The sequence below is a fragment of the Azonexus sp. GW821-FHT04F04 genome (assembly GCF_059420025.1).
The window spans coordinates 123,883-150,211 of sequence record NZ_JBWKSX010000004.1 but is presented as its reverse complement, the minus strand read 5'-3'; the positions used below and the strand labels follow the sequence as shown (position 1 = coordinate 150,211).

The 26,329-nt window shown below is 61.7% G+C and carries 28 protein-coding genes and 1 other RNA gene; 14 read left to right on the top strand and 15 right to left on the bottom strand.

What is annotated here, in order from left to right; genetic code table 11:
- Complete coding sequence (locus tag AC07TV_RS10140) at positions 1-879, bottom strand: SPFH domain-containing protein (protein ID WP_494648267.1); 879 nt, start codon at positions 877-879, stop codon at positions 1-3.
- Complete coding sequence (locus tag AC07TV_RS10135; RefSeq protein WP_494648266.1) at positions 869-1,060, bottom strand: hypothetical protein; 192 nt, start codon at positions 1,058-1,060, stop codon at positions 869-871. Before AC07TV_RS10135 ends, AC07TV_RS10140 begins: the two co-directional genes overlap by 11 nt.
- Between AC07TV_RS10135 and AC07TV_RS10130 the strand changes: the two genes are divergently transcribed.
- The 4 genes from AC07TV_RS10130 to AC07TV_RS10115 all read left to right on the top strand — a co-directional run bounded on the left by AC07TV_RS10130 (position 1,060) and on the right by AC07TV_RS10115 (position 5,603).
- On the top strand, positions 1,060-2,268 hold the full coding sequence (locus AC07TV_RS10130) for an MFS transporter (RefSeq protein ID WP_494648265.1): 1,209 nt from the start codon (positions 1,060-1,062) through the stop codon (positions 2,266-2,268). The two genes, AC07TV_RS10135 and AC07TV_RS10130, sit on opposite strands and share 1 nt — an antisense overlap.
- A gap of 10 nt (positions 2,269-2,278) precedes the next feature.
- Positions 2,279-2,740, top strand: coding sequence for a single-stranded DNA-binding protein (gene ssb / locus AC07TV_RS10125; RefSeq protein ID WP_226403635.1), 462 nt, complete (start codon positions 2,279-2,281; stop codon positions 2,738-2,740).
- A 67-nt stretch (positions 2,741-2,807) separates the two neighbouring features.
- Complete coding sequence (locus tag AC07TV_RS10120; protein WP_494648264.1) at positions 2,808-3,656, top strand: HDOD domain-containing protein; 849 nt, start codon at positions 2,808-2,810, stop codon at positions 3,654-3,656.
- A 60-nt stretch (positions 3,657-3,716) separates the two neighbouring features.
- Positions 3,717-5,603, top strand: coding sequence for a potassium transporter Kup (locus AC07TV_RS10115; RefSeq protein ID WP_494648263.1), 1,887 nt, complete (start codon positions 3,717-3,719; stop codon positions 5,601-5,603).
- Positions 5,604-6,265: 662 nt separating this feature from the next.
- Here AC07TV_RS10115 and AC07TV_RS10110 read toward each other — a convergent pair.
- Positions 6,266-6,754, bottom strand: coding sequence for an adenylyltransferase/cytidyltransferase family protein (locus AC07TV_RS10110; RefSeq protein ID WP_494648262.1), 489 nt, complete (start codon positions 6,752-6,754; stop codon positions 6,266-6,268).
- A 144-nt stretch (positions 6,755-6,898) separates the two neighbouring features.
- Here AC07TV_RS10110 and AC07TV_RS10105 point away from each other — a divergent pair, with 144 nt between their 5' ends.
- The 3 genes from AC07TV_RS10105 to AC07TV_RS10095 are packed head-to-tail and all read left to right on the top strand — an operon-like array spanning position 6,899 to position 10,660.
- Entirely contained in the window at positions 6,899-7,801 is a 903-nt protein-coding gene (locus AC07TV_RS10105; RefSeq protein ID WP_494648261.1) for a TRAP transporter TatT component family protein, read from the top strand.
- A 17-nt stretch (positions 7,802-7,818) separates the two neighbouring features.
- Entirely contained in the window at positions 7,819-8,820 is a 1,002-nt protein-coding gene (locus AC07TV_RS10100; RefSeq protein ID WP_494648260.1) for a TRAP transporter substrate-binding protein, read from the top strand.
- Positions 8,821-8,839: 19 nt separating this feature from the next.
- Complete coding sequence (locus tag AC07TV_RS10095) at positions 8,840-10,660, top strand: TRAP transporter large permease subunit (protein ID WP_494648259.1); 1,821 nt, start codon at positions 8,840-8,842, stop codon at positions 10,658-10,660.
- Between the two features lie 14 nt (positions 10,661-10,674).
- On the opposite strand, the gene AC07TV_RS10090 is transcribed toward AC07TV_RS10095, so the two are convergent.
- From AC07TV_RS10090 to AC07TV_RS10065, 6 genes are all read right to left on the bottom strand, one after another.
- Positions 10,675-12,357, bottom strand: coding sequence for a potassium channel family protein (locus AC07TV_RS10090; RefSeq protein ID WP_494648258.1), 1,683 nt, complete (start codon positions 12,355-12,357; stop codon positions 10,675-10,677).
- 13 nt (positions 12,358-12,370) lie between these two features.
- Positions 12,371-12,754 (bottom strand): DUF6394 family protein, encoded by a 384-nt coding sequence (locus AC07TV_RS10085; protein WP_494648257.1) that lies wholly within the window; start codon positions 12,752-12,754, stop codon positions 12,371-12,373.
- Positions 12,755-12,845: 91 nt separating this feature from the next.
- A complete protein-coding gene (locus AC07TV_RS10080) occupies positions 12,846-13,505 on the bottom strand; it encodes a BON domain-containing protein (RefSeq protein WP_494648256.1) in 660 nt (219 codons plus the stop codon).
- The gene (locus tag AC07TV_RS10075) at positions 13,505-14,095 is read right to left on the bottom strand and encodes a phosphoheptose isomerase (protein WP_494648255.1); all 591 of its coding nucleotides are present in this window, start codon (positions 14,093-14,095) and stop codon (positions 13,505-13,507) included. Before AC07TV_RS10075 ends, AC07TV_RS10080 begins: the two co-directional genes overlap by 1 nt.
- A gap of 41 nt (positions 14,096-14,136) precedes the next feature.
- On the bottom strand, positions 14,137-14,502 hold the full coding sequence (locus AC07TV_RS10070) for an HIRAN domain-containing protein (RefSeq protein WP_494648254.1): 366 nt from the start codon (positions 14,500-14,502) through the stop codon (positions 14,137-14,139).
- A complete protein-coding gene (locus AC07TV_RS10065) occupies positions 14,480-14,842 on the bottom strand; it encodes a YraN family protein (RefSeq protein WP_494648253.1) in 363 nt (120 codons plus the stop codon). Before AC07TV_RS10065 ends, AC07TV_RS10070 begins: the two co-directional genes overlap by 23 nt.
- A 10-nt stretch (positions 14,843-14,852) precedes the next feature.
- Between AC07TV_RS10065 and rsmI the strand changes: the two genes are divergently transcribed.
- Positions 14,853-15,692 (top strand): 16S rRNA (cytidine(1402)-2'-O)-methyltransferase, encoded by an 840-nt coding sequence (gene rsmI / locus AC07TV_RS10060; protein WP_226496186.1) that lies wholly within the window; start codon positions 14,853-14,855, stop codon positions 15,690-15,692.
- Positions 15,693-15,716: 24 nt separating this feature from the next.
- Here the strand turns inward: rsmI and AC07TV_RS10055 are convergent, their stop codons facing one another.
- Positions 15,717-16,661, bottom strand: coding sequence for an FHA domain-containing protein (locus AC07TV_RS10055; RefSeq protein WP_494648252.1), 945 nt, complete (start codon positions 16,659-16,661; stop codon positions 15,717-15,719).
- A gap of 245 nt (positions 16,662-16,906) precedes the next feature.
- Here AC07TV_RS10055 and pyrC point away from each other — a divergent pair, with 245 nt between their 5' ends.
- The 3 genes from pyrC to AC07TV_RS10040 are packed head-to-tail and all read left to right on the top strand — an operon-like array spanning position 16,907 to position 19,172.
- Complete coding sequence (gene pyrC / locus AC07TV_RS10050; RefSeq protein WP_494648251.1) at positions 16,907-17,938, top strand: dihydroorotase; 1,032 nt, start codon at positions 16,907-16,909, stop codon at positions 17,936-17,938.
- An 11-nt stretch (positions 17,939-17,949) separates the two neighbouring features.
- Positions 17,950-18,387 carry a hypothetical protein gene (locus tag AC07TV_RS10045; protein ID WP_494648250.1) on the top strand — a complete coding sequence of 146 codons (438 nt, stop codon included), beginning with the start codon at positions 17,950-17,952 and terminating at the stop codon, positions 18,385-18,387.
- A complete protein-coding gene (locus AC07TV_RS10040) occupies positions 18,384-19,172 on the top strand; it encodes a DUF3025 domain-containing protein (protein WP_494648249.1) in 789 nt (262 codons plus the stop codon). The genes AC07TV_RS10045 and AC07TV_RS10040 overlap by 4 nt, the downstream gene beginning before the upstream one ends.
- Here AC07TV_RS10040 and infA read toward each other — a convergent pair.
- From infA to leuA, 3 genes are all read right to left on the bottom strand, one after another.
- Positions 19,169-19,429 carry a translation initiation factor IF-1 gene (infA, locus tag AC07TV_RS10035; protein WP_226403651.1) on the bottom strand — a complete coding sequence of 87 codons (261 nt, stop codon included), beginning with the start codon at positions 19,427-19,429 and terminating at the stop codon, positions 19,169-19,171. The two genes, AC07TV_RS10040 and infA, sit on opposite strands and share 4 nt — an antisense overlap.
- A gap of 29 nt (positions 19,430-19,458) precedes the next feature.
- A complete protein-coding gene (locus AC07TV_RS10030; RefSeq protein WP_494648248.1) occupies positions 19,459-20,346 on the bottom strand; it encodes a transglutaminase-like domain-containing protein in 888 nt (295 codons plus the stop codon).
- A 291-nt stretch (positions 20,347-20,637) separates the two neighbouring features.
- Entirely contained in the window at positions 20,638-22,332 is a 1,695-nt protein-coding gene (leuA, locus tag AC07TV_RS10025) for a 2-isopropylmalate synthase (RefSeq protein WP_494648247.1), read from the bottom strand.
- Between the two features lie 131 nt (positions 22,333-22,463).
- Here leuA and AC07TV_RS10020 point away from each other — a divergent pair, with 131 nt between their 5' ends.
- Entirely contained in the window at positions 22,464-22,925 is a 462-nt protein-coding gene (locus AC07TV_RS10020; RefSeq protein ID WP_494648246.1) for an Lrp/AsnC family transcriptional regulator, read from the top strand.
- Positions 22,926-22,970: 45 nt separating this feature from the next.
- Here AC07TV_RS10020 and AC07TV_RS10015 read toward each other — a convergent pair whose 3' ends face one another.
- Positions 22,971-23,528, bottom strand: coding sequence for an ankyrin repeat domain-containing protein (locus tag AC07TV_RS10015; RefSeq protein WP_494648245.1), 558 nt, complete (start codon positions 23,526-23,528; stop codon positions 22,971-22,973).
- Between the two features lie 201 nt (positions 23,529-23,729).
- On the opposite strand from AC07TV_RS10015, the gene rnpB reads away from it, so the two are divergent.
- Positions 23,730-24,136: RNase P RNA component class A (gene rnpB, locus AC07TV_RS10010), an RNA gene on the top strand.
- A gap of 16 nt (positions 24,137-24,152) precedes the next feature.
- Here rnpB and AC07TV_RS10005 read toward each other — a convergent pair.
- Positions 24,153-25,133 (bottom strand): L,D-transpeptidase Cds6 family protein, encoded by a 981-nt coding sequence (locus AC07TV_RS10005; protein ID WP_494648244.1) that lies wholly within the window; start codon positions 25,131-25,133, stop codon positions 24,153-24,155.
- Here AC07TV_RS10005 and AC07TV_RS10000 point away from each other — a divergent pair.
- A complete protein-coding gene (locus AC07TV_RS10000) occupies positions 25,132-26,289 on the top strand; it encodes a 50S ribosomal protein L11 methyltransferase (RefSeq protein ID WP_494648243.1) in 1,158 nt (385 codons plus the stop codon). The genes AC07TV_RS10005 and AC07TV_RS10000 overlap by 2 nt on opposite strands.
- Positions 26,290-26,329: the final 40 nt, after the last annotated feature.

Sequence of the window (26,329 nt, the reverse complement as noted above, 5' to 3'; positions counted from 1 at the left end):
TCAGGCGCCAGCCTTGTCTACCGAAATGACCGGATGTGTCTCGTTGTCTGATACGAGTACGGTGAGCAGATTGCCGACAAGGTGCACACGGTCGGCTTCTGTTAGTTTGACGACACATTCGCGCTCCAGATGATCGATAGCCAGGCGCACCATGCCAACAGCACCTTCGACAATGTAGCTACGGGCAGCGACGACGGCCTGCGCTTGCTGACGACGGAGCATGGCGTTGGCGATCTCGGGAGCGTAGGCAAGGTGGGCGATGCGTGCTTCGATGATTTCCAGCCCGGCAAGGGAAACATGTTCCTGAATGGTGTCGGAAAGTGCCTGGGCGACGCTGTTTAGGTCGGCGCGCAGGGAGTTATTGCCATGTTCGTCGCCGTCGTACCAACGGGCGCTTGCCACGACACGGACGGCCGATTCGGTCTGGATCAGGATGTAGGCAGCATAGTCCTCGACATCAAAGGCGGCTCGCGCCGTGTCGGCCACTCTCCAGACGACAACGGCGCCGACCTCGATTGGATTGCCGGCGCGGTCGTTGACCTTCAGCGTCGGCGTGTTCAGGTTGTGCACGCGTAGCGACAGGCGTAGTCGCTGGTAAAACGGATTGACCCAGAAAAAGCCGTCGTCGCGCAGCGTGCCGGCGTAGCGGCCAAAAAAGGTGAAAACGGCGGCGATATTTGGCGCCAGAATGACGAAGCCTTTGGCGAGAAAGACCAAGATGGGCAATGCAACAAAGCCGAGGACGGCGGGCGGCCGGTTGTAAATGAAAATATTGCCAAAAACCTGCCACAGCGAACCGGCGAACAGTACCAGCCAGACGATCAGCGCCAGCCAGCCGGAAACGGCGCTTGCCTCGCGTTCTTCTATGTTATTGCTCACCGTTTCTCCTCGCCATGCTTTTGGCCAGCATAGCATCGGCAAGATGGCGAGCCAATGGCGCAATTATTTCAATTTTGGCCGTTTTTTCCGGTTGACCGTGGGAGCCGCCGAGTCTCGATGGCGTTTCACCAAACCTGCTAATATTGTTGTCTCGCTGCAATGCAACAATTAAAAACGACAATGGCCCCCCCAAACGACCGCATGAGCCCCGAGGAACGCCGCGCCGGCGCCTCCCTGGCTTCCATCTTTGCCCTGCGCATGCTCGGGCTTTTCCTAATCCTGCCGGTGTTTTCGGTCTATGCGAAAACGCTGCCCGGCGGCGACAACCTGGCGCTGGTTGGTTTCGCGCTTGGCGCCTACGGCCTGACGCAGGCCTTTTTCCAGATTCCCTACGGCATCGCCTCCGATATTTTCGGACGCAAGCCGGTCATCGTCGTCGGCCTGCTCGTCTTCGCGGTGGGCAGCTTTGTCGCCGCCTGGGCGCCGGACATGACATGGATCATCGTCGGTCGCGTGCTGCAGGGCATGGGCGCCATCTCGGCCGCGGTGACGGCGCTGGCCGCCGACCTGACGCGCGAGGAGCACCGGACCAAGGTGATGGCCATGATCGGTTCGTCGATCGGCCTCGTTTTCGCCTTGTCGCTGGTCGGCGCGCCGATTCTCTACGGCTGGATCGGCATGGCCGGCCTGTTCATCATGACCGGCGCACTGGCGCTGGCCGCCATTATTCTGTTGCTCAAGGCCGTACCGCCGGCCCCGCCGCCGCTCGGCCATGAGAAGCTGCCGCTGCGTCAGGTTGTCTTCGACCCCGACCTGATCCGCCTCAACGTCGGTATTTTCGTGCTACACATGGTGCAAATGGCGATGTTCGTTGTCCTGCCGCATGCCCTGGTCAATCACGGTGGCCTCGAAGCTGCCGCGCACTGGAAGGTCTACCTGCCGGCCGTGCTCCTCTCGTTCGCCATCATGGTTCCGGCCATCATCGCCGCCGAGCGCAAGGACAAGATGCGGCCGATCTTCCTCGCTGCCATCGCGCTCCTCGTCGTCGTTCAGTCCGGCCTGCTCCTTTACAGCGCAAGCCTGTGGGCACTGGCCTTGTGGCTGGTGCTTTTCTTTGTGGCCTTCAACGTGCTCGAAGCAACCTTGCCTTCGCTGGTTTCGCGTACCGCGCCGCCCAGCGCCAAGGGTGCGGCGCTCGGGGTCTACAACACGACGCAGGCGCTCGGGCTATTCGTTGGCGGTGCAGCCGGCGGCTATATTGCGCAGAATTTCGGCGATAATGCTGTTTTTGCTGCCTGCACCGGGCTGGTTCTGGTCTGGCTGGTGGTGGCAAACTCGATGAATTTTCCGCAACGGCGCGTCACTGCCGCTGCGACACAAACTGCTTAGGGGACATTTCATGGCATCGGTTAACAAGGCAATCATCGTCGGCAATCTGGGCAAGGACCCGGAAGTTCGTTACACGGCGAGCGGCGAGGCGATGTGCAACATCACGGTCGCGACCAGCGAAAACTGGAAGGACAAGGCGACCGGCGAGAAGAAGGAACTGACCGAATGGCACCGCATTTCCTTCTTCGGCAAGCTGGCCGAGATCTGCGGCCAGTATCTGAAAAAAGGTTCGCAGGTTTATGTCGAAGGCAGCATCCGCACCCGTAAATGGACCGACAAGGAAGGCCAGGAGCGCTACACGACGGAAATCCGTGGCGACGAAATGAAAATGCTCGGCTCGCGCCAGGGCATGGGCGCCCCGGCCGGCGGTGGCGGCGGTTACGACAGCGAGCCGACCGATTACGCCCCGGCCCCGGCCAAGAACAAGCCGAAGCCATCGTTCGACGATCTCGGTGACGACATCCCATTTTAAAAATGGCATTGCTTGCGCTGCTCGTGTGATGCGGCGCAATTCCCTTTTTGCCCAGAGGTAAACCAGCATGGCCAGCGCTGTCACTTTCAAGATTCTTGAGGACATTGCCCGGGATCTTTCCAGCAATGAAATCACTTTCCCGACCTTCCTCGACATCACCTTTCAGGTGCGTGCCGCGCTGAAGGATCCGAATCTGAGCGTCGAACAACTGGCCAAGCTGGTTGGTGCCGAGCCGCTGATGAGCGCCAAGATCATCCGCATGGCCAACTCGGTGGCGCTCAACCCGAGCGGTCGCGAAGTGGCCGACGTCAAGAGCGCCATCGTCCGGGTCGGCATGGAAGCCGTGCGCACCGTGTCATTTGCCGTGGCCATGGAGCAGTTACTCAAATCGAAGCAGATGCAGCCGTTCGAGGAGATTTCCCATCGGCTGTGGGAACACACCTCGCACGTGGCAGCGCTGTGCCGCGTGCTGGCCCGCAAGAAGGCCCGGATCAATGGCGACGAGGCGATGTTTGCCGGCCTGGTCCACGATCTTGGCGTCTTCTATTTGATGTCACGGGCCGCCAACTTCCCGGAACTGGCCAGCGACAAGGTTGAGTTGCATGCCTTGCTGGTTGGCTGGCACGACAATATCGGTCACGCCTTGCTCTCGGCGATGGGCTTGCCGGAGTCGGTGCTCGAAGCGGTTCGGGATCACGAAACCGAACGCGAAATAACGGCCGTCGATAACCTGTCCAACGTGCTGTTCATCGCCAACAAGATCGCCAACCGTACTTCCAGCTGGCGCGACAAGGAACTGGACGGCGAGATCGATACGACGATTCTTGACACGCTTTTCGACGCCGATGCCTTGGCCGAGATCGTTGAAGAGTCGGAAGAGGAAGTGCAGTCGCTGAAGGCGGCGCTCGGGGGCTAAGCCCCTGGGCTTGGGGCCAGCTCGGCCAGTCGCGTGCCGAATCAGCGGGGAGCTGGATTAATGAGTCATCACGAGGTGGAGTCTTCCGGCAAGCGTTTCGCGGCCCTGGCCCTGGCTGCCCTCGGCGTCGTCTATGGCGACATCGGGACCAGCCCGCTCTACGCTGTGAAGGAAGTCTTCGCCGGTAACCACCCGATCCCGGTTACCGTCGGCAATATTTACGGCAGCCTGTCGCTCTTCTTCTGGGCGCTCATCGTCGTCGTCTCGATCAAGTACGTGAGCTTCATCATGCGCGCCGACAACCGCGGCGAGGGCGGCATCATGGCGCTCATCGCGCTGGCCCTGCACACGGCCCAGAACAAGCCGAAGCAGACCCGGCTGATCATGATTTTCGGCGTCCTCGGGGCGGCCATGTTTTACGGTGACGGGATGGTGACGCCAGCCATTTCCGTGCTTTCCGCCGTCGAGGGGCTGGAGGTCATCACCCCGGCCTTCAAGTCCTTCGTCATTCCGATCACGATGATCGTCCTGTTCGTGCTGTTCTTCGTCCAGCGGAGCGGCACGGCCAAGGTTGGCGCCTTTTTCGGGCCGGTCATGATGCTGTGGTTTACTGTCCTGGCCCTGCTCGGGCTGCACAATATCGTCGCGCATCCGGGCATCCTGATGGCGATCAATCCGGTCTATGGCATTGAGTTTCTGCTCGAAAACAAGGCCATGTCGCTGATCGCCATGGGCAACGTCGTGCTCGCCGTGACCGGGGCCGAGGCGCTGTACGCCGACATGGGCCACTTCGGCCGCAAGCCGATCTCCCGCGCCTGGTTCGCTTTTGTGCTGCCGGCGCTGGTCCTCAACTATTTCGGTCAGGGCGCCCTGATCCTGGCCGAGCCGGAAGCGGCCAAGAACCCCTTCTTCCTGTCGGCACCCGACTGGGCGCTGATTCCGCTGGTCGCCCTGGCCACCATGGCGACGGTGATCGCCTCGCAGGCGGTGATTTCCGGCGCCTTCTCGGTGACGCGGCAGGCCATGCAGCTCGGCTTCGTGCCGCGCATGGAAGTGCAGCATACGTCGGACAAGGAGCAAGGCCAGATCTACCTGCCGGCGGTCAACTGGGGCCTGATGGTCGCCGTGATGATCCTCGTCCTCGGCTTCAAATCCTCGAACAATCTGGCCGCGGCCTACGGCATCGCCGTGACCGGCGACATGGTGATCACCTCCATCCTCGCCACTGTGGTCGTCGCCAAGGTCTGGAAATGGGGCTGGATCAAGGCCGGGCTGCTCTTCGCCTGCTTCCTCGCCGTCGAGCTCGTCTTCCTGGCCGCCAACGTTCTCAAGATTCCCGATGGCGGCTGGTTCCCGCTGCTCGCCGGAATGGCCATCTTTATCGTCATGATGACCTGGAAGCGCGGCCGCCAGTTGCTCTCCGCACGCCTGCAAGGCGAACGTCTGGAACTGTCGATGTTCCTCGATTCGCTGGCCTCCTCGATGCCGACCCGTGTCGCCGGTACGTCGGTCTTCCTCAACGCCGACCCCAAGGGCGTGCCGCATGCGCTGCTCCATAACCTGATGCACAACAAAGTCCTGCACGAACGCGTCGTGCTGCTCTCGGTGCAGTTCTTCGATGTCCCTTACGTGCCGGACATCGATCGCGTCGAAGTACACCAGCTCAAGGAAAATTTCTGGAGTGTGGTCATTCACTATGGATTCATGGACGACCCCAATGTGCCCGGTGCGCTCGATCGTTGCGCCGTCTTCGGCCTGGACTTCAGCCCGTTGGAGACGTCCTACTTCATCGGCCGCGAAACGCTGATACCCCGGCTTGGCTCGGAAATGGCGTTCTGGCGGGAGAAGATTTTCGTCGCCATGTTCCGGAATGCGGGGTCGGCGACGGCCTTCTTCAAAATTCCAAGTAATCGGGTTGTTGAGCTTGGGACGCAGGTGGTGTTGTAGGCGTTCGATTCGGCTTGTGGTTCCGTTGAATGAGCTTGGGGTTCCGCCTTGCTGGCGGGCGTACTTTCTTTTGCTTCGCCAAAAGAAAGTAGCCAAAGGCTATTGCTAGCGCAGCTAAAAGGCGACCCCGGGGGCGGCGCCCTTCGGGTTCCTTGCGCTACTCGGCAGGCCGGGCGGCTTGCTAAACTCGCCTGCGGCTCAGACAACGCAAGCCGACTGCCCCCGGCCCGCCTGCGTTGCTCAGCGCCTTCCACGGGGGCCCCAAAGGCGTCCGGGCTCAACCGTTTTGCCGGAAAAGCAGATTCCCACGGTCAACCGGAAAAAACGGCCAAAAATGAAATCTGTTATTCAGGCACCCAATCTCAATCACGGATCGTTTCACCGGGCCCCTTGAGAGGTGCCGAGCAACGGAGGGGCTGGCGGAAAAAGGGCGAGGACTGTCTGAGGGCGAAGCCCGAGTTCCGCAGCCCCCGCCAGTTCCGAGTAGCACAGGGAACCGGCGCAGCCGGCACCGACCCAGGGTCGCCTTCTTCTTTGGCTACTTTCTTCTTGGCGAAGCAAGAAGAAAGTACGCCCGCGCCTCAAGCGCGGAAAACAAGGCTTACGAAGAGGCACCCACACCTCAAGCGCGAAACCCTCCGGTTGTCAGAACCCGCGTCCGATCAAAGCCGCCGAATCTTCTCCAGCAATGCCGTGGTGGATTTCTGGTGAATGAAGGGTATGGAGTGCACCGTTCCCCCCCAGCCCAGCACTTCGCCGCAGCCAACAATCTTGTCCACCGGCCAGTCGCCACCCTTGACGAGAATCTCCGGTCGGCATTCGAGGATGCGTTGCAGCGGCGTTTCTTCGTCGAACCAGGTCACCAGCGCCACGCATTCGAGCGCGGCCATGACGGCCAGGCGGTCTTCGAGCGCATTGACCGGTCGGTCGTCGCCCTTGCCCAGACGTTTGACTGAGGCATCGGTATTGAGCGCGACGATCAGGCTGGTGCCGAGCGCTGCAGCCTGCGCCAGATAAGTGACATGGCCGCGGTGCAGGATGTCGAAGCAGCCGTTGGTGAAGACCAGCGGGCGGGGCAGTTGGGCGGCGCGCGTGGCGAGCTGGTCGGGCGGGCAGATTTTGGCTTCGAAGCGGGGGGCGGCGTAGGTCATGGCGACATCACGGATTGAGGACAGGCCGTCATTTTAGTGCCAGTTGGCGGGTGGCGCCGGATTGTCGCGTCGGCCCCCTGTCATCCCCATGTAACATCGGCTGGCTAGTGTGCAGGGCACTCCATCGAACCCAGCGGAATTCAATTGCCCTTGCTCCGGCGCAGCACCTTTTCGGCCCTCGTTGCGCTCCTTGTCAGCGTCTTGCTGACAGCCTGCTCGCCGCGTCAGCTGGTGGTCGGCAGCATCGCTGATGAACTGGCGGCACAAGGACAGGCCAGCGAAAACGATCTCGATCTGGCCCGCGAGGCGAGCGCCTTCTACCTGAAGTTATCTGAATCCGCGCTGCGCAGTGACCCTGGTCATCGCGGCCTGGCCGAGTCGGTGGCCGGTGGCTTCACGCAGTATGCCTACGCCTTCGTCGCTTTCGAGGCGGACCGCATCGAGGCCAAGGATGCCAAGGCGGCCGATCGACTGCGCCGCCGCGCCGCGCTGCTTTATCGCCGGGCGCACAAGCATGCGATGGCGGCGCTGGAAAAGGAAAGTCCCGGCTTCGTTCGCGCTCTCAACGCCCCGCAGGCGACCGACTGGCCGAAGCTGGAGCCGGCCCAGGTCGGCCTCGCTTACTGGGCCGCAGCGTCGTGGGGCGGCTGGATTTCGCTGTCCAAGGATGATCCGGACGTAGTGGCCGATCTGCCGCAGGCCGTGCGCCTGACGCAACTGGCCTGGCAGGCTGACCCGGCCTGGGGGCAGGGCGCGCTGACCGGCTTGTTGGCTACCTTTGAAGCGTCACGCCCGGGCGGCAGCCAGGCGCAGGCGCTGGTCTGGTACGACCAGGCGATAGCCCAGGGCGGTGGTAACAGTGCCGGCGCGCTGGTCGGCAAGGCCGAGGGCTACGCCCAGCCGGCCGGCGACCGGGCGCTGTTCGAGAGCCTGCTCAAGCAGGCCGTGGCTATCAAGGATGCGCCGGACAGCCCGCTGGCGCTGCAAAACGAAGTCATGCGCCGGCGTGCGGCATGGCTGCTGGAACAGGCGCCTGACCTGTTCTGAAACTCCCGGAGATGACAATGAAAACCAGACTGGCTGCGCTCCTGCTCGGCACCGTGCTTGCTCTCAATGCCTACGCCGCCGACAAGCAGTTGCGCATCGGCACGCTGGCTTCGAAGAATTCGCTCTACCACCGCCAGCTCATGGAACTCGGCGAAGCCTGGCGCACGGCGCAGGGCGGCCAAGGCAAGTATCTCGTTTATCCGGATGGCAGCCAGGGGGGAGAGACGGACATGGTGCGCCGCATGCGCATCGGCCAGTTGCAGGGCGGCCTGCTCTCGGTGGTCGGGCTGCGCGAGATCGAGCCGTCGATTGCCGCGTTGCAGAACATGCCGATGATGTTCAAGAGCTGGGAAGAGGTCGATTACGTGCGCGAGAAGATGCGCCCGGCGATGGAAAAGAAATTTCTCGACAAGGGCTTTGTCGTGCTCGCCTGGGGCGACGCCGGCTGGGTGCGTTTTTTCAGCAAGACGCCGGCCTTCGCGCCGAATGATTTCAAGGGCATGAAGTTCTTCGCCTGGGGCGCCGAGGCCGACCAGCAGGAAATCATGAAAAACCTCGGCTACACGCCAGTGCCGCTGGAAACGGCCGACATCCTGCCGGCCATCCAGACCGGCATGATCAACGCCGTGCCGTCGACGCCCTATTTCGCGTTGGCGACGCAGATCTATACGACGGCCAACAACATGCTGGACATGAACTGGTCGCCAATTGTCGGCGCCCTGATCATCACCAAAAAGGCCTGGGACGAACTGACGCCGGAAGGCCAGGTCATCGTCCGCGAAGCCGGCGCCAAGGCCGGCATTCAACTGCGCGCCAAGGCCCGGCAGGAGGTCGACGAGGCGGTCGAGGCGATGAAAAAGCGCGGCCTGACAGTCAACAAGCCCAATGCCGAGCAGATGAAGGAATGGAATGCCCTGGCCGACGGGCTCTACCCGCGTATCCGCGGCAAGCTGGTGCCGGCCGAGCAGTTTGACGAAGTCGTCGCGCTGCTCAAGGCTTTCCGCGCCGGCAAGAAGTAGGGCGGCCGAGCTGAAAAGTATGCATTTCCTGCGCCGTCTCGGTGAATTCGATGCGCTGATCGCTGGTGGCGCGCTGCTTGTCATGCTGCTCGTGCCGCTGCTCGAAATTGTCCTGCGCCCGTTGTTCGGTTCGGGCATCGATAATGCACCGGTGCTCGTCCAGCACTGCGGCCTGCTGCTCGCCATGTTCGGGGCCCTGCTCGCCGAACGCGGCCTGCACCTCAGTGCGCTCGGCGCCGGCTTTACCGCCTCGGCCAATCCGCTCGTTCGCAATAGCGCCGTGGTTTTCGGCAAGGCCAGCGCCGCCGTGCTCTGCGGCATGCTGGCGCAAGCGAGTTGGACTTTCGTCGCCACTGAAATGGAAATGCCGCGCGACATCGCCTACGGCATCGCCGGCTGGATGTTCGAAATCGCCATGCCGCTCGGCTTCGCGTTGCTTGGCCTCAAGCTCGCCTCGCGCATCACGCCCAACCTGGCCGGCCGCATCGTCCTGGCGCTGGCCCTGCCGGCCGCCGGCTACGTCTTCGCCCAGCATTTCGACGGCAGTACGCTGCCCGTCTGGCCCTTCGCTCTCTGGCTGACGCTGATCCTCTTCTGCGGCGCACCGATCTTCGCCGTCCTCGGCGGCCTGGCCCTGGCGCTGTTCTGGAGCGAAGGCCAGCCGCTCGCCTCGGTGCCGCTCAGTCACTACCAGATTACCGTCAATCCTTCGCTGCCGGCGTTGCCCTTGTTCACGCTGGCCGGCTTGCTGTTTGCCCGGACTGGCGCGGCGGCTCGGCTCGGCGAGGTGTTCACGGCCGCTTTCGGCAGTGGTGTGGCCGGCACGGCGATAGCCGCGGCGGTGCTTTGTTCCTTCTTTACCGCCTTCACCGGCGGCAGCGGTGTCACCATCCTGGCCCTCGGCGGCCTGCTGCTGCCGTTGCTGACCAAGGCCGGCTTTCCCGAACAGCGCGGCATCAGTCTGGTGACCAGCGCCAGCGCCCTCGGCGTGCTGCTGGCGCCGTCGGTGCCGCTGATCATGTACGCCATCATCGCCCGCGTGCCGATCAACACCATGTTCCTCGCCGGCGTGCTGCCGGCCGTGCTTATGGTCGCCTGCCTGTTGCTGGTCGGCGGCTATTTGCGGCGCGGCGGCATTGCTACGGTCAACCGGGAAAAAGAGCCAAAATCGAAAAGTCTGGGCAGCGCCTTGTGGGTCGCCAAATGGGAGCTGCTGGCGCCGGTCGTCGCCATCGGCTCATTGGTCAGCGGCATCGCGACGCCGACCGAGAGCGCCGCGCTGACGGCGATGTATGCGCTGCTCACGCAGTCCATCGCGCATCGCGAACTCGATTGGCCGCATTTCCGGACGACGCTGGTCGATTGTGCCGAAGTCATCGGCGGCATCATGCTCATCCTCGGCATGGCGCTCGGCCTGACCAACTACCTCGTCGACGCCGGCATCCCCGACGCGGCCATCGAGTGGGTGCAGTCGGTGCTGCCCAACAAGTTCGCCTTCCTCATTGCCCTCAATCTGTTCCTGCTACTGGCCGGGGCCTTGATGGAAATCTACGCGGCCATCGTCGTCCTCGTCCCGCTGCTCCTGCCCGTAGCCATCGCCTACGGCGTCGATCCGGTGCACTTTGGCGTGATTTTCCTGGCCAATATCGAGATGGGCTTTCTCTGCCCGCCGGCCGGTATGAACATCTATTTCGCCTCGGCGATGTTCGGCAAGCCGATCCGCTACGTTGCTGCTGCCGTATTGCCGGCGGTGTTCGCCATGTTCATCGGCGCGCTGACCATTTCGGCCTTGCCCTGGCTGGCGATATGGTTGCCAAAAATCGCCGGTTTTTACGGTTGACCGTGTGAGATTGCTCAGCGAGCGGCGAGCAGGCGACCGAGCAGGCTGCCCGAGTTTTCCCGGCCGGTCAGTACAAAATCCAGCTCGTTGGCGTTTTTGAGGGTCAGTTCGAGGTCGCGCTGGGCGTGTAGCGGGCTGGCCATGAGCAGCTGATCGCCGGCCTCCAGCAAAAAATCATCGCCCGGCAGCAGGTGGCAGTCGGTACCGCGCTCGACCAGCAACGGGACGGCGGGCAGGCGCTGGCTGCGGTCGGCACCATCGGGGAGGATTTCGCCGAGGCGGATCGGCCGTTCGCGCAACAAGGCTTGCCAGATGGCTGGCGCTTCGGATGCGTTAAGGCGGACGTCCCAGACGGCTGGGGTCAGGCCGCCGCATTCGGCATGCAGGCGTTCGACCAACTGTCGACAATGGGTTTCATCGAGGCTGTGCAGTCGTTCGAGAAAGCGGGCGAGCAGCGGCGCGGTGAGGATGGCGATGCATTCCTGGGCGACGATGCGGCTGGGCAGCACGGTGAAATCCGCACCGTAGGCGGTGAACAGCGCGCTGTTGGCCGCGTGGTTCTGGCGTGTCACGACGAAGAGCTCGGGCTTGATTTCGCTGGCGGTGACGGCGATCGACAGGTTGTTCACGTCGTTGTCGCTGCCGGCGACGATGCCCGAGGCAGTTTCGATGCCGGCCTGGCGCAGGGTGATGGCTTCGGTGCCGTCGCCGACCAGTTGCTGGTCGGCATCCTTGGCGGCAGGGTCGATGATGGTCAGCGTGATGCCGGTATGGCGCAGGCGGTCGGCCACGGCATGGCCGAAATTGCCGTAGCCGCACAGAATCCAGTGGCCGCGCGGTGGGCGGTGCGGTTCGGGGATCGGGCTTTCGGGCAGGCTGGTCAGCAGTTCGATCAGGCGAAAGCGTTCGGGGGCGGCAACGGCCAGTGCCAGATGGTCGGCGAAACGCTCGAAAGGATTGATGATGTGGTCGGTGCCAAAGGAGGCCATGTTGGCCGTGGTCGACGCCGTGCGGGCGCGGGCGATGACCGGGATGTCCGGGTTGAGCAGGCGGACGGCAATGGCGATGGCCAGGTTGGTTTGCTCGTCATTGGTGACAGCGAGCACGCCACGGCATTTCGGGTGCTTGAGGCCGGCCAGCAGCAGGTTGTCGGGCAGGCTGGCATCGGCGGCGAGGGCCGGGGTGTCGGTCTTGAAATCCTGGAGGTCGATTTCCTCGACACGCAGTTCGTCCTTTTCGAGCACGACGAAGGCCTGGTCGAGGCGGTCGAAGGTGCGGGCGATCAGGTTGCCGGTTTCGCCACAGCCGCAGACGATGTAGAACGGCGCTTTCAGTTGGCGGACGCGGCGGACGAAGCGGTTGGTCGTCAGGGTGTTCTGGAAGCCCTTGTCCTGGAGCAGGGCGATCAGCGTGACCACCGAATACGACCAGCCGACGACGGTCAGGTAGATGCAGACAGTGACCCACAGGCGCTGGGCGTCGGAAAAGGCGCCCGGGATCTCGCCGAAGCCGATGGTCGTTGCCGTGTAGCTGATGAAATAGAAGGCGTGAAAGAAACTGAGCGGCGGTGCCATCCGCCCTTCGGCGTCGACGCCGGGGACCAGCGTCAGGCCGATGATCGAGATGGCGTAGATGACGATCAGGCCAATGATCGGCGCCCGCATGCGACGCAGGACGAGGAAGAAGGCGCTGTTCACGCGCGGCTCCCGGCTAACGCCGCAGCATGACGGTTTCGACGATGAGGATGATGACCGAAACGATATTGGCGAACAGCGCGCCGCCGGACAGCGAGACGACGCTGGACGTGACATGCACGGTCATGCCGACGCCGGTGATGTGTTCGGCCACCCCCCAGGTGATGGCGGCGGCGATCAGTTGCAGGTCAGCCACCAGGCTGGTGGACAGGTGGATGGCACCGATCTGCGTGCGGTCGCCGAATTTGAGGGCGGTGGCGATCAGGCTGACGAACAGCGCGGCGGCCAGTTCATAGATGTTGTGTAGTTCCGGCCGCCCGATGTCGCCGATGAAGAAGCCGAAATTCAGCGTCGCGGCGAGGACGATGAAGAAGCCGAAGATGACCTTTTCGAGATTCATTGTTCTTTCCCCCTTACGGCGCCCCGGCTCTTGTTGGCCGGGGGGCTACACCCCGGGAGCCCTTACTCCCGGGAGCGGTCAATCCGGCAAATCAGCGATTTTCGACCGGTGCGCTGGCCGGCGGCGGGTTGCGCGCGCCGAGCGTCTGGTTGTCGAGGCGGCGGGTGTCTTCGTCGCCAACGATTTCCAGCACATTGACCACTTTCTTGACGCCGGAGGTGGTGCGCGCGACATCGACGGCAACCTTCGCTTCGCGGGCGTTGACGATGCCCATCAGATGAACGATGGCGCGTTCGGTGACGACCTTGATGTGGTTGGCCGAAATCTGGTTCGAATCGACCAGCCGGGCCTTGACCTTGGAGTCGATGTACGAATCGGTGCTGCGGCTACCGAGCGACGATGCCGGGCCGATGCCCAGTTCGTTGTACACCTCGCGGACGCCGTCGAGCTTGCGCGTTTCGGCTTCGATGGCGGCCTTGGCTTCCTCGTTCGGCACTTCGCCGGTGATCAGCACGCGCCGGTTGTACGAGGTGAAATTGATGTGCGAGAACGCCTTGTACTGATCGGGAACGCGCTGGCCGGCCTTCCATTCGGTCGTTTCGTCGTCGGTTTGCGTGCCGGTGGAGCGGCGATCATGGGCCGACATGACACCGACGGCCGCACCGCCGATGACCGCCGGAACGCAACCTTCAAGCATGGGCAAAAGGGTGATCAGCGCCGCAGCGGCGAGGGTGAGTTTGGCTTTTTGCATCATTCGACTCCCAATAAAAGTGCATCGATCCCATCGCACAGGCAATGGATGACGAGCAGGTGGGTTTCCTGAATTCGCGCCGTCCGTTCGGCCGGCACGCAGAGATGAATATCGTCGTCACGCAGCATTTCGCCGATCAGCCCGCCGCCCTTGCCGGTCAGCGCGACGATGTGCATGTCGTGCTCGTGCGCGGACTTGATGGCTTCGATGATGTTGGCCGAGTTGCCTGAGGTCGAAATGGCCAGCAGCACGTCGCCGGCATGGCCGAGACCGCGTACCTGGCGGGAAAAAATCTGGCTGAACGAATAATCGTTGGCGACGGCGGTGATGATCGAAGTGTCGGTGGTCAGCGCGATGGCCGCCAGTTCCTGGCGTTCGGCCTCAAAACGGCCGATCAGTTCGGCGGCGAAATGCTGGGCATCGCCAGCCGAGCCGCCGTTGCCGCAGGCCAGGATCTTGCCGCCGTTGATCAGGCAGTTGGTCATCGTTTCGATCGCCGCGGCAATCGGGGCCGCCATCATTTCAACGGCGTTCAGCTTGGTTTGGGCGCTGTCCTCGAAATGCTTGGCAACGCGGGCGATCAAATCCATATCGTTCAATGAGTTGGGGCTATAAGTGAAAGCATTCTACCTCACAGCTCGACGAAGACTTCGAACGCCAGCCGTTGCCACGGATTTTTGTTGTCGCTCAGAGACGACACGCGGGCGGTCAGCCGGTCGCCGGCGTCCATCGCGGCGGCCACAGCGCGGTTCTGGGCGCGCGGTACGTAGCCCAGTTGGTGGCCGCGCCATTCGACGCGGATGGCGTTGCGGTCGTGCTTGTTGTCTGGTTCGCGAATCAGTTTGAGGGGATCGCCGACCTTGATTTCTGACCAAAAAGCTTCCAGCGCGTAAAACTGGCTGCCAGCCAGTGGTGAATTCTGGACCAGCATGCGCACGCTTTCGGCTTGCGCAGCTGTCAGCCACAAGACCAGGCTAATCGTCAGCAGAAAACGCATTTTTGATCCATTCGAGCTGGTCACCGTCGATCAGCACGCAGTCGAATCGGCAGTCGCAATCCCGCTTGCCGATGAGGTAGTGCTGGGCGGCGAGGACAATACGCCTCCGCTTGCTCGCCGTGATGCTGGCCCCGGCGCCGCCAAAGTCGCTGCGGCTGCGCTGACGGACTTCAACGAAAACCAGGACCTTGCCGTCGCGGCAAATGAGGTCGATCTCGCCGCCACGGATTCTGAAATTGCGCGAAATTACCGGTTGACCGTGGGATTCGAGATAGCGCGCCGCCCGCTCTTCGGCTTCGCGGCCGCGCGTCGTGGTGGTATCGTTGGTCTTTGCCTGCATGTTGATAATAATGACGGAAGAATCCGCTGCATTGTATGTCGTCCCGACGCCGCTCGGGAATCTCGCCGACCTGACCCGCCGCGCCGAAGAAATCCTGCGCACCGTGCCCTGGGTCGCCGCCGAGGACACTCGCCACAGCGGCCCGCTGCTCAAGCAACTCGGCGCCCAGGCGCGGACCATTCCGGCCCACCAGCACAACGAACACGAAGCCGCCGCGCGCATCGTCGAAAAGCTGCAGGCCGGCGAAGCCGTGGCGCTCATTTCCGATGCCGGTACGCCAGGCATTTCCGATCCCGGTGCCCGCATCGTCGCTGCCGTTCGTGCTGCCGGCTGCAAGGTCATCCCGCTGCCCGGCCCATGCGCTGCGACGACAGCTTTGTCTGGTTCCGGACTGCTCGACGAACATTTCCTGTTCTACGGCTTTTTGCCTTCCAAGGGCGGCCAGCGCCGGCAAGCGCTTGAGGAATTGCGCGAGCATGAATGTGCGTTGGTCTTCTACGAAGCACCGCACCGCGTACTCGAAACGGTCGAGGACATGGCGACGGTATTCGGCAACCGCACCCTGGTCATCGCCCGCGAACTGACCAAGTTGTTCGAATCGATCCATTCCCTGCCGGTGGCCGAAGGCCTTGCCTGGCTCAAGGAAGACCCCAACCGCCAGCGCGGCGAATTCGTTTTGATGTTGTCCGGCGCCCCGGCCAATGCCGAAAGCGGCGAAGGCGAGCGGGTTCTGAAGCTGCTGCTGGCCGAAGGGTTGCCGGTCAAACAGGCGGCCAAGCTGGCCTCGGCGATTACCGGCGCCGCCAAGAATGCGCTCTACGATCTGGCGCTGGCGCTCAAGGCTGGATAAGCGCATCCGGATTGCGGGCTGACGTCAGCCGATTTGAAACTCGAAAGTCTGCTCGTCATCGCCACGGCAGGAGTGGCCGAAGCCGATGCGTCCGCTGCCGCTCAGCGTAACCATGCTTTTCCGGATGATTGTTTCCGGCGCATCACCGGATTTGACGTAAGTGCCGTTCATGCTCAGATCGACGAGCACATGATTGTCCAGTCGGTAAATGATCCGGCAATGCTGGCGCGAGGCGTTGGGGGCGCTGATCACAATGTCGTTGTCCGGTGCGCGGCCGATCGTGATGACTGATTTGTCGCCAGCAAAGCGGTAGCTGCGGCCGCCGTTGCGCAAGACAAGGTGGGAGGCTGACGGTGGGGCGGCCTTTGGCGTGAGTGGCCTTGCCTCGGATTGCGTGGGTGGCGCCGGTGCGGGGCGCATGGGAATGGCGCCCCAGTCGACCAGATGGGCAGCGGCACCGATGTTTTCACGGCCAAGGACGGCGCTGTTTTCACGCAATATTTCGGGCAGGGCTTTAACCACAGTCCCGGATACGACAATAGTGCCTTCACCGAGCAAGTTGGCCAGCCGGGATGCCTCGATTTCGGCAACATCAAAGGTGCCTTCCAAGTCGTTCTGAGGCGTCGTCGCATGGATGCCTATCTTCAGCCCGATCTGGGTTTCCAGAATCTGCGGGATCACCGCGCAGCGCCGTTGCATTTCACAGGCTACGAGCACGGCAGTTTCGGCCGAGTCGAAGGCTGCGAGCAGACCTTGCGGCATCTGCCGGACGAGTGAGCCGCCGTGAGTGGCGAGAACCCGCTCCAGGCGACTCAGTCGACGGCGAATCAGCTTTCCCAAGAGCGTTTCGTCGGGTGGGGCGGCGCGTGATGAAACTTCGAGCACCGCTGCGTGGACCAGGTAGGTGCTGGCAAGTCCGCCGGGGCTGGGGGCCTCTGTCGAGGGATGGTGAACCATATTGTCGTGCATGATGGTCAGTGAAATTGGTTTGCATTTGCGTCGATCTTTCTGAATGCACGCCTGGCCACGGCAGGGCAGCACCCCTGCCGCTGACGCGCAGATAAATCGACATAAACAGATTAGCAGTTTGCGTCTGTCATTTTGTAAAGCATTGTGGCGAACTTGCAAAGAACCGTTTTGTTCTGCCTCGCCGAATCGCTCCGACTAGGCCGGGCAGCCTGTTAAAATTGCAGCAAACAGCACCGAGAATCGCCATGCAGATCACTATCACCCGCCCCGACGACTGGCACCTTCACCTACGCGACGGCGAAGCCCTGGCTTCCGTCCTCGCCCATACGGCTGCGCAGTTTGGCCGGGCCATCGTCATGCCCAACCTCAAGCCGCCGGTCACCACCGTCGAACAGGCTGCCGCCTATCGTCAGCGCATCGTCGCGGCGCTACCGGCCGGCGCCAGCTTCGAGCCGCTGATGACGCTCTACCTGACCGACAACACGCCGGCCAGCGAAGTCGCCAAGGCCGCCGCTTCCGGCTTCGTCAAGGCCGTCAAGCTCTACCCCGCCGGGGCGACGACCAATTCCGATGCCGGCCTGACCGATATTCGGAAAGCCGACGACACGCTGGCCGAAATGGAGCGCGTCGGCCTGCCGCTGCTGGTGCATGGCGAAGTGACCGATCCGAAGATTGATCTCTTCGACCGCGAAAAGGTCTTCATCGACACGGTGCTGTTGCCTCTGACCCAGCGCTTCCCGAAACTCAAGGTGGTCATGGAGCACATCACGACGAAGGACGCTGCAGAATTTGTGCAAAATTCCGGGTTGACCGTGGCAGCGACCATCACCGCCCATCATCTGCTCTACAACCGCAATGCCATCTTCCAGGGCGGCGTCCGGCCACACTGGTACTGCCTGCCGGTGCTCAAGCGCGAAACGCACCGCGAGGCACTGGTTGCTGCAGCCGTTTCCGGCAATCCGAAATTCTTTCTCGGCACCGATTCGGCTCCGCACGCCAAGGGCGCCAAGGAAAACGCCTGCGGCTGCGCCGGCTGCTATACGGCCTACGCTGCCATGGAGCTCTACGCCGAAGTCTTCGAGCAGGCCGGTGCCCTCGACAAGCTCGAAGCCTTTGCCAGCTTCAACGGCCCCGACTGGTACGGATTGCCGCGCAACAGCGACAAGATCACGCTGGCCAAACAGGCGTGGACCGTACCTGCCGACTACCCGTACATCAGCACCGACACCATCGTTCCGCTGCGCGCCGGCGAAACGTTGTCCTGGAAAATGCTCTGAGGAATATCGTCATGCGTCTGCGCCACCTCCTGCTGCCGCTGCTGGCTGCTCCGCTGCTCACTGCCTGTGTCAATGACGGCGCGACGTATGAAATCGACAACACCCGCGAGCACGTGCTGTCGCTGATTCGTGAGCAGCCGTATTTCTGGGACAGCAAGGTCGAGTTGTACATGGTTGTTTCGCGCATGCCGGCCTGCATGCGTCGGCATAGCCTCGGTACGGGCACGGAAAAAACCAGGGTCGAGGTATATCAGGTGCCGTCCGGGGCTTTCATCATCAAGGCGGGTAAGAAAATGTTTGCCACCGAGACGCAGACCTGCGAGAACTTCGCCAAGATGGACGGCGAACCCCCGGAGGGGATGGGCCAGTTTGTTGGTACCTTCCGTGTCAAGAAGGGTGAACTGGTTTTCGTCAAGGAAGAAAAAGACGAATCGCCAGCTGAAGAGTGAGCCCTGTTTCGCTCTACGCATCGCCGCTGTTCAATCCGCTGCGGCACTGGCTGGATCGCCTGCCGCAAACGCCGGATGCCTTGGCGGTGGCCGAACTGGCCGAACAGTTTCCCATTTATACCGCGAACGGACAGCGCGTCCGTTTCGTCGCGCCGCGTCCGGATGGTTTGGTTTACGAATGCCGGATCTGGGAAAGCGGTGAGGTAGAAACCCGCCGCGACAACTGGCATGACTTCTTCAATGCCCTGGTCTGGCTTGGTTTTCCGCAAACCAAGATTGCCGTCAGCGCGGCCCACATGCGTGCCATGCAGGCGCCGGGCGGGGCGCGCGGTATGCCCCGCGATGCGCTGACCCATTTTGACGAATGCGGCATTGTCGTCCTGACCAGTCAGCCTGAACTGCTTGATCTGCTGCGTGATTTTCGGTGGAAGCAATTGTTCGTCGAGCGCCGTGCCGAGGTGATTCGCAGCATGCGTTTCGTGATCTTCGGCCACGCCACCTATGAGCAGATGCTCAAGCCATTTCGTGGCCTGACGGCCAAGGCAGTGCTCTACGAGGTGAGCGAGGCTTGGCTTGAAATGGGCGATTCGGAGCAGCTTGCTGCGGTCGACAAGCTTCTGGCCGCCGATTTGATCAGCGGTCGTTACACCCGGCCACGCGATTTTCAACCGCTACCCTTGCTGGGCATTCCTGGCGTTACGCCGGATAGCGAAGATCCGGCGTACTACGACGATACCTGGCAATTCAGGCCTGGCCGTCGGGCTATGGCAAAACCGGCTTGTTAGTAGCGGCGGCGTTGCTGCGGCATCGGTGAGCCGCGGTTCTCGATGTGACGGAACGTGATGCGACCCTTGGTCAGGTCGTAGGGCGACAGTTCGAGCGTCACCTTGTCACCGAGCAGAATGCGAATGTGGTTTTTCTTCATCTTGCCGGCGGTGTAGGCGATCATCACGTGACCGTTTTCCAGCGTCACACGGAAACGACCATCCGGTAGCACGTCTTCGACGACGCCTTGCATTTCCAGTAGTTCTTCTTTTGCCAAGTGTTCTTCTCCAGTAATCGTAAAAATGTTCAGGGGGTGGCGACGGCGGCTGGTGCTGCGTCGGTGGAAAGCGCTTCGTGCCGGTGGCGCGGTAACTCCCACGGCTGGCCGGCTTCGGTGATGGCGCTGATGGTGATCACCGGCGGCGGCGAGAGAACGCCACCGAAGATGGTTGCAAAGGATACATCGGCGGCATCGCGGCCGGTAGCCAGACGGACAAAGCCCATCGGGATCGCCGTGCCGGAAGGGTCGAACAGATACCAGCGGTCACCGAGGAAAACCTCGACGTAGGCATGGAAGTCGGTTGGCCCCAGCAACGGGTCGGCGCCGTAATCGATACCGGTGGTAAAGCGGGCCGGAATGTTCAGGGCGCGGCAGATGGCAATCATCAGGTGCGCGAAGTCACGGCAGACGCCAACCCGGTCAATCAGCGTATCGAGCGCGGCAGTGGCTGAGTTGGTGGTATTGCCCTTGAAGGTCACATGCTTGTTGACCCAGTTGCGGATGGCCTCGACCCGGCGGTAGCCCTTGGGCAGATGGCCGAATTCGCTCATGGCCAACGCTGCCAGTCGGTCGGACTGGCAATAGCGGCTCGGGTAGATGTAGGTCAGGGCCGACAGCGGGAGCTTGGCGATCGGTGTTTCCTGGATCAGATCGGGCAGGTCGACCTGCTGCTTGATGTCGAGCACGGCTTTGTAGCTGATATGCAGCGGACCGGGGGCGCCGGTCAGGCGCAGGTAGCGGGTGCAGGTTGCCGGATCGGTCTGGATGGTGTGCGGAACCTGCTGACTGATCACCAACTGTTCGTTGATGATCGTCTGGCTGGCCGTCTTGGCCGCGTGGATGTTGAAAACGAAATCGGCGCCCTGAAAACCCAGTTCATAGTGAAGATCGATAGTGAACTGAATGCGGACCATTTATTCCCCGAAAGTGATGATCGTCCGGTATCCGGCAATCCGGACTGGCTCGGGCGAGCAATGAAACAGCGCTTTGCGACGGGAAATGGTGACTTCGGCGTGCCGGAAATCGTCGATTGACGGGGCGGCAGAGGAACGGCATTTACGCGGGCAGAACGGTGGAGTCGGATGTTTTTACTCCGACGAAGCCAACATCTTACGCGCCGATCCCCTATGTGGCAAGGGACGAAAATGAAAAGCGCCGAATATTCAATCCCTTGCCGATGTTTTGGCAAGGGATTCAGGGACGCATCAGGCCGCCCGAGGTTGCTCTCCGCGCATCTGCATGGCGCCGAGACGATTGGCCCCGCTCAGCAAGGCCTTGATCGAGGCGGTGACGATATTGCTGTCGACGCCGACGCCGTAGCATTCGCCGCTGTTTTTGCCGGCCACCTCCATGAAGGCACAGGCCCGGGCGTTGCCGTCCTCGCCCATCGGTACCATCGAACGTTCCTCGTAGCTGCGCACCTGAATGTTGATGCCGGCACTCTGCAAGGCGTGTACCGTGGCATTGATCGGCCCGTTGCCTTCGCCGGTCAGGATGTGCGGCGTGCCGTCGATGTCGATGTTGAGGCGGATACCCTGGGCGCTGCCATGCTCGAAAAGGTGATGTTCGCGGTAGCGGATCGGGCTGCTGGCGTCGAGGTAGGTTTTTGCGAACATCGACCAGATGCCGTCAGCACTCACTTCGCCGCCGTGCGCGTCGGTGTGTTGCTGGACGACACCCGAGAACTCGACCTGCAAGCGACGCGGCATGACCACGCCGTGCTCGGTTTCCATGAGGTAGGCGATGCCGCCCTTGCCCGACTGGCTGTTCACGCGGATGACCGAGTCGTAGCTACGGCCAACGTCGGCCGGATCGATCGGAAGATAGGGCACCGCCCATTGCTCGTCTGCCTCTTGAGCAGAGAACCCCTTCTTGATGGCATCCTGGTGGGAGCCGGAGAAGGCCGTGAAAACGAGATCCCCGACGTACGGGTGGCGCGGGTGGATCGGGAGCTGGGTGCAGTGTTCGACGGTACGGGCGACGGCGTTGATGTCCGAAAAATCGAGGCCGGGATGAACGCCTTGCGTGTACATGTTGAGGGCAAGCGTGACGAGGTCGACATTGCCGGTCCGCTCGCCATTGCCGAAAAGACAGCCCTCGACCCGGTCGGCGCCGGCCATGAGGCCGAGCTCGGCGGCAGCGACGGCCGTGCCGCGGTCGTTGTGCGGGTGGAGGCTGATGAGCACGCTGTCGCGGCGGGCAAGATTCTTGTGCATCCACTCGATCTGGTCGGCGTAGATGTTGGGTGTGGCAATTTCGACCGTGGTCGGGAGGTTGAGGATGACCTTGCGTTCCGGTGTGGCGCCCCAGGCGGCAGTCACTGCATCGCAGACCTCGAGGGCAAAATCGAGTTCGGTGGCGGTGAAAAGCTCCGGGCTGTACTGGAGCGTGATCTTCGTTTCCGGCATTTCATCGGCAAGCTGGCGGATGAGCTGGACGGCATCGACGGCCATGGCCATGACCTCCGCCTTGCTCATGCCGAATACATTCTCGCGGAAAGTTTTGCAGGTAGCGTTATATACGTGGACGATGGCTTGTTTGGCACCCTTGATCGACTCGAAAGTGCGGCGAATGAGATGTTCGCGGGCCTGGGTGAGGACTTCGATGGTGACGTCGTCGGGAATGTGGCCGCCTTCGATCAATTCACGCACGAAGCCGAATTCGGTTTCCGAGGCCGAGGGAAAGGCAATCTCGATTTCCTTGAAACCGATGGCGCAGAGCGTCTTGAACATGCGCATCTTCTTTTCGGCGTTCATCGGCTCGAAAAGCGCCTGATTGCCATCGCGAAGATCGGTACTCATCCACACCGGCGGCTGCTCGATGATGCGGTTCGGCCACTGGCGATCAGCGAGACGGACGGGCGGGAAGGCGGTGTATTTGGTGGCGGGCTGGGAAATCATGGCGTGCTCCGGATAAATTTTTCGATAGCGAAATATTAGGCCAAAGGAGCCGGCAGGCGATTGCGAACTGATGCCACGTTTGATGTATTATTGGCAGAAAATTGCGCTAAAGTTTTTCATACGGAAATATTATGGACGTTGATCGTTACGACCGGCAAATTCTTGCCATCCTGCAAGCCGATGGGCGCATCAGCAATCAGGATCTGGCCGACCGCATCGGTCTGTCGCCCTCGCCATGTCTGCGTCGGGTTCGGGTGCTTGAGGAGTCGGGGCTGATTACCGGGTATCGCGCCATGCTCGACGCCAAGAAACTGGGGTTGACGCTCATGGCGTTGATCGGCATTTCAATGGATCAGCACACACCCGAGCGGTTCGCCAATCTTGAGGCGGCGATTGGTGACATACCCGAGGTGCTGGAGTGTTTGCTGATCACCGGCCAGCAGTCGGACTACCAGTTGAAAGTAGTCGTCCGGGACATGGATGCCTATCAGGATCTGCTGCTCAACAAGATCACGCGCATTCAAGGCGTGACCGGCGTGCACACCAGTTTTGTCCTGCGCAAGGTGATCGACCGTACAACCTTGCCCGCTTAGGCGGAGCGGCTTGGCAACGGGGTCCGTCTGCCCCGTTCTTGTGTCTTAGTCGCGGACTCGTTCGAAGACCATCGACACGGTATCAGCCACGTCATGAATATGCGCGGGCCGCGGACTTGGTTGGGTTTGGGCGAAGTAACGTTCCCATTGGCGGTCAGACAGTTCGACTTCGCGGACGGAGACGACTCGGCGTTCGCGCGACTGGCGTCTTTCCCGAATGTCGCTGGGTGGGCCGATGTCCCGCCTTCTTCGTTCACCACGCTTGCGGCGTTCCCCGCTGTTGGCGTTCGGCAGTTGGACATCTTCAGGTACTTCGGCACCATGGGCTAAAAGTAGCTCGACGATATGACTGTGTTGGCCCCGGCTAGCCATGCGGATGGGGCCGCCGGCGCCTTGGGCGTTGGGGGCATGGATGTCGGCGCCGCGCTTGATCAGTTCGCGCACGATGTCGGCATGACCCTTGAAGCAGGCGATCCGCATCGGCAGGCCGGGGTCGCCGTGCATATCGGCTTCCTCGATAAGGGCGCCGTGATCCAGGGCGGTTCTGACCGCATCCAGGTTTCCCTTTTCGATGGCTCGCCTGAGTGCGCTGTGCATGGACATGAAATTGTTCTCCAGAAAAAACCGGCGACTATCTATTTTGCATTATTTTGGACGCTCGTGTGCTTAGCTTAGCCATGAGGGGAGGTAGGGGCTGTCAGATTTTTCACGAATTGCCTGTTGGATATTCGAATCAGGCTACTTTTTCGTGGTGTCCACAATGCGGCCCGGGGCTGGCTTGCAGGCGCGTATAATCCGCAGCGGAAAGTTGGCCAGGCAATCGCTGGGCGTCCGGGGGAAACTTCGGCGCCGGGAGGAAAGTCCGGGCTCCATTGGGCGGGATGCCAGTTAACGGCTGGGTGTTATAAGTCGCAAGACGAAAGTCGAGTGACCCAAGGCAACGGAAAGTGCAACAGAGAATAGACCGCCGATGGCGCCGCAAGGCGCACAGGTAAGGGTGAAACGGCGAGGTAAGAGCTCACCGCGCTGGCGGTAACGTTCAGCGGCACGGTAAACCCCATCCGGAGCAAGACCAAATAGGGAAGCTGAGGCGTGGCCCGCGCTGCTTCCGGGTAGGTTGCTTGAGCCTGTCGGTGACGGCAGGCCTAGAGGAATGATTGCCGAACCCCGCAAGGGGGGAACAGAACCCGGCTTATCGGCCGACTTTCCAATTTCGAACTGCGCTGTTTACTTCATCGCTAGCTTGTTTTCTGCCAGCCATTCCTTGGTGATTTTCCATTCGCCGTTTTCGCGGGCGATCAGCAGAACCTTGGTTTGTGCCGTTTCCCGATAGCTACCCGAGGCATAGTCTTGGAGGAAGGTTGCCTTGAACTGATCGGCATTGAGCCGCTCGATGCCGAGTTCGCGGATCTGGATGTCGATCGGGGCGCCGGCTGAGAGTTTCTTCGTTCTCGCGGCAACCCAGGTATTGCGCGTGTTGCCGTCGGCGGGCGTAAATTGCTGGCTGTAGGCGTTCAGGTAGCTTGCGATATCCCGTTGTGCCCAGGCGTTTCGCCATGTGTTGAGAAGCTCGCCGATCTTTGTCTTTTCGCTGATTTCTGTTGTGGCTGGCGCAGCAAGTACGGGTTCGCTCCGCGCAGCGGTTGCTGTTTGGGGGGGCGCCGCAATCAGGGGAAGAGGCGCCGGGGTGGTTCGGGTCTCTGCTTGCGGTGTGCCCAGCCACATCAATCCGGCACCAAACAGGGCCGAAATCATGGCGGTGGCGATGATCGAGCCTGCCCCGAACGATTTTACGGATTCGAGCGCAGGCGGAAGAGTATGGGCTGTCACGGCCTTGGCAGGGGCGACTGCCGATTCGCCGAGAGCGGTGTGAAGTTGTTCGAGACGACGGGCCATTGCATCTTTTTGTTTTTCGTCCGCGGGGTTTTCCTGGCGTCTGGGGGAGTTCGTCATTCGGCTGGGCCTGAGGGGGCTGCTACCGAAAAAGGCGGTGGCCGATTCAATGATGCCGCCGGCAGAGTGTGTGCTCAAAGTGGCCACGGGGTTGATCCTGTAAGTTTGGATTGCTGCAACAAATGGGTGATTGCTGACATTGTTAACGTCGAGGCTGCAGTCGACTATCGAATAATTCACAATTTCAGCAATTAGGCTCTTTGCATCAAAGTGGCAGGCAGTGGGCGGTGGCTTCTGCCCTACAATGCGGGGCATGACGCGCGCACCATTTCCTGTGATTGCCTGGACCGAAGGGGGCGGGACAAAGTCCGCCCGCTGGCGCTCCGAGGCTGGCTTGCCGGCTTATGAACAGCTCGTTGTGGTCGATGATCGCCTGAGTGTCGATGCCGCCTGGAAACTGGCCGGCGGAGGTACTGCCATGCTGTGGCGGGGCGACTGGCAGAATGCCCGGCATCTGTTGCAGGGCTTGAGTCGGCGTGCCGACCGTCAGCCGCGATCAGGTAGCCAGAAAAAGCCGGCAACGCCAGCCGAGGCTTTCGAGCAGCATCGGCAGAATCAGGGGCGACGGGCACAGGCGCTCGGTCTGTTGCTGGTCCCGCTTGGTGGCGATTACAGCATCCCCTTGCGCCGGGCACAGGATGTCCGGCAGGCTTGCATCGAGGCTTACGGGCAGCCGAGCGGCGAGGATTCTCTGGTGTCGTTGCGTGAATTGTTGGCCGTCGTCAGCGCCCATGAGTGGCGCAAGAAGGGTGTGCCGGTGCCGGCGGTGGAGGGGCGCATTTATCCGCATTACGGCGTGTTTTCGCCGGTGCGAGGAGAGTACGTCGATCTTGTCGCCAAGGCGCCGTTGCCAGCCAATTGCGATCTGGCGTTCGATATCGGGACCGGCTCCGGCATCATCGCGGCGATTCTGGCCCGGCGTGGTGTCAAGCAGATCGTGGCGACCGACATGGATGAGCGGGCCTTGGCTTGCGCTTCCGAAAATGTCGAGAAATTGGGGTTGACCGCAGCAATCCGCCTCGTCAAGACCGATCTGTTCCCGGAAGGACGAGCCAAGCTGGTTGTCTGCAATCCGCCGTGGTTGCCGGCGCAGCCGACTTCGCCGGTCGAGCACGCGGTCTATGACCCGGAGTCGCGCATGCTGCGCGGCTTTCTCGGCCGGCTGGCTGCGCACCTGGAGGTTGATGGCGAGGGCTGGCTGATCATTTCGGACATTGCCGAACATCTCGGCCTGCGCTCGCGGCAGAAGCTGCTGGGGTGGATTGAGATGGCAGGGCTGAAAGTCATCGAGCGTCTCGATATCCGGCCGAAACATCCCAAGGCGCAGGATGCGAGTGACCCACTGCACGCGGCGCGGGCGGCTGAGGTGACTTCGTTGTGGCGGCTTGGCCGGGCCGATGGAATAAACTGAAGGCGTCTTCCGTATACGTTGGTGTAGCCCCCCAAAACCA